Origin of the sequence: Megasphaera paucivorans, assembly GCF_900103535.1 — a bacterium.
In the GTDB taxonomy this organism is placed as follows: Bacteria; Bacillota; Negativicutes; order Veillonellales; family Megasphaeraceae; genus Megasphaera_A; species Megasphaera_A paucivorans.
In genome coordinates, this window is sequence record NZ_FNHQ01000065.1 from 1 (window position 1) to 3051 (window position 3051).

4 protein-coding genes and 1 pseudogene are annotated in these 3051 nt (G+C 35.8%); all 5 read right to left on the reverse strand.

Annotation, left to right across the window (positions count from 1 at the left end; genetic code table 11):
* A partial coding sequence (locus tag BLR11_RS13795; protein ID WP_218118836.1) for a transposase occupies window positions 1-293 on the reverse strand: 293 nt, incomplete at its 3' end.
* A 192-nt stretch (window positions 294-485) separates the two neighbouring features.
* Window positions 486-635: pseudogene (locus BLR11_RS14805) on the reverse strand (integrase core domain-containing protein); the annotation flags it as partial.
* A gap of 174 nt (window positions 636-809) precedes the next feature.
* Window positions 810-1286, reverse strand: a complete 477-nt coding sequence (locus BLR11_RS13805; protein WP_176763022.1) for an IS3 family transposase — start codon at window positions 1284-1286, stop codon at window positions 810-812.
* A gap of 122 nt (window positions 1287-1408) precedes the next feature.
* Entirely contained in the window at window positions 1409-2896 is a 1488-nt protein-coding gene (locus BLR11_RS13810) for a UxaA family hydrolase (protein WP_091653270.1), read from the reverse strand.
* Window positions 2897-2907: 11 nt separating this feature from the next.
* Window positions 2908-3051 (reverse strand): acyl-CoA dehydrogenase family protein (locus BLR11_RS13815; RefSeq protein WP_281240859.1); only part of this gene is annotated, 144 nt, incomplete at its 5' end.

The following is a 3051-nucleotide window of genomic DNA, read 5'->3' on the forward strand; positions in this document are numbered from 1 at the left end:
TCTTCTACGTCGTGGCTGATACTGGTTTGATTCTTTTTCAGGATCATCGGATCAAAGTCTCCGTTGCGGTCTCGAGGAACCGCAATGTCCACATTCCCAAAGCTGGTGCACAGTGTTTTAGGACTATGCCCATTGCGACTGTTGGTTGTATCCTTGTTCTTGTAGTCATATTTGCTATACCCTAATTCATCATCTAGTTCAGCATCTAATCCATTTTCCATAAATTCGGCAATGGCATCTTTGAATAAATTCGGGATATCATCATGCTGGTTATGTTGCTCATTTGCAACAATTTACGAATTTTGACACGACATTCTATTGCTTCTGCCGAACTCTAACACTTCTAGACTTCGTTTTCTTTTTACCATAATAAAAACCTCCGTATGATGTAATTTTATTTTACACCACACGAAGGTTTACCAAAATTTGGGATTGTCGAGAGTGCGGACAAAATTTAGGACTATGCACAAAGGCCTAAATTTTGTCTATATTCCAGTGGACCCTTCCCACCGAAGAGATACCTTAATTCGTTTATTCCGATACCAAACCATGTAATTATCTATAATTTTAACAAATGACTCTAGTGTAACATCTCCCCATGATACGTCATAAAACATCCCGTTTTTTATACGTCCGAAAAAGTCCTCTCATGCCGAATTATCTGGATAACATCCTTTCTTTGACACATACCGTCAAAACCGTTAATCATAGGTGAAAGATAGATTTTTCCAGCAGGAATAACAAATTCAGTAATATCAGTTAGCCATTTTTCGTTTGTCTTTAATGAATGAAAGTTACGTCCAATGACGTTAGCAACGGCTGGAGTAATTTTCTCCTTGATAAGAACTGTAAGATTTTTTCTTCGTCATCATTACTTGAAGTTTTTCCTGTTTCATCAGTTGGTGAATAACTTTTTCTGAAAGAATTATTCCATCTCTTTTTAGCAAACCGTAAATACGACGATATCCATATCGTTTTTTATACTCTACAAAATATTTTTTTGTGAGTTTCCTTACTGATTTATATTTATCTTCACGTTGCATCGAGTGCTTTTGATAATAATAACTGCTATTTGCCATATCCAAGGATTTTAACAAAAACGGCAGTGAATACTTACTTCTCAGAGCGTCGATGATCACTACCTTTTCCCGATTGCTTAACGGGATCAATGCAACGCCTGGGTCTTGTTTAATACATGGATAGCCTAGGATGCGAATTGTCTTTTTTATAGATTTTGTCTTCTCATATGCTTGCAATGCTTGAATACGTTTTTCATAAGTGAACACTGTAAACATCTCCCATACCGTTCTTTACGTGTCCAGATTTTTATCCCCCCCGTCCCAAACTTCATTCTGTTACAGCCCCTTTGATAGATTCATCTTATCACAACACATTTTGTGGTTAGTGACTAATCCAATACCCCATCTTTAAAAATACCAATAGAATAAAAACCATTGCGTTCATTCATTGTCTGATAGCGGCCTTCACACGTTGCAATAATATCTTCAAATAACTCATCTGCCAATTTTTCCGCACTTTCACCATCTAGCATACGACCAGCATTAAAATCATTCCACATTGGTTTTCGATTATATAATTGATTATTCGTAGCAACACGGAATGTCGGACCAATAAAACCACAAGGAGTTCCACGCCCCGTTGTAAAAACAGTAAGGACAGACCCTGCCGCAACTTGAGCAGTAATTCCTGCTAAGTCATTGCCCGGCCCTACAACTAAATTAAATCCGCGTTTTTTGATACGATCACCACATGCAACAACATCCATAACTATACTTTTACCGCCTTTTTGTATACACCCTAGTGACTTATCCGCTAAAGTAGTCAATCCCCCTTCTTTATTTCCCTGTGTCGGATTAGATTCTGGAGTTTGTCCATATTTTGAAAAATAATCTTTATAGGTGTTAATCATATTGATAATTTTACTAAATATTACCCTATCCTTTGCCCTATTAGCTAAAATATGTTCTGCTCCCAACATTTCTGGAACCTCTGTAATATTAGTTGTAGCTCCACACTGAATCAATTTATTGTTCACTAAACCAACAATACGATTTGCAGTAATACCTGAAAAACCATCAGAACCACCACAGTTATAAGAGATAGAAAGTCTATTTAAATTAAATGGTTCCCTAGTATCTTCTGATACTACATCATATATTTCTTTGCAAAGTTTCATACCACCATCATATTCATCATCTATATCCTGTAATTTCATAAACTTTACACGCCGTGAATCATAATCACCAATATATTTACTCATTTGCTTTAAATCATTAATTTCACACCCCAATGACATAAATAAAACTCCACCAAAATTTGCATTTTTAGCCACATTAGCCAAAGTCTTACTTGTCATCTCCAAATCATCACCGGTCTGTGAACAACCTGAACTATGATCTAATACCTGAAATCCATCAAAAAAATTAGTGTTAGGATATTTAAGAGTTAACATCTGTGCCAATTTACGTGCTGGACCATTTACACAAAATACGGTCGGAATAATAGCAATATAATTCCGAATACCAACTTCACCATTATCTCTACCATAACCCATAAAAGTCCGTTCTGTTTTTCCTATGTCGATTGATTTTGTGTCAAATTGATAAATATATTTATGGCCACTCGTATCAGCGACTAAATTATGTGTATGTATCCATTCTCCCTTGCGTATACTTCTTTTTGCCTTACCACATATTTCTCCGTATTTAATAACACCTTCACCTATAGTAAAGTCTTTTAATGCTATTTTATGGCCACTAGGTATATCATCAATAAGCATTATCTCATCACTATTTACTCTAATTATTTCACCTTTTTTTAATACCTCTAACGCTACAGCTACAGTATCTTCATTATTAATTTTTATTATCTTCATCAAATCACCCTCTATCTCAACAATGAGTTCGAAATAACCATTTGCTGTACTTGACTTGTCCCTTCATATATCTGTGTGATTTTGGCATCACGCATAAATCGTTCAACCGGATATTCCCGCGTAAATCCATACCCTCCAAAAACCTGAACAGCATC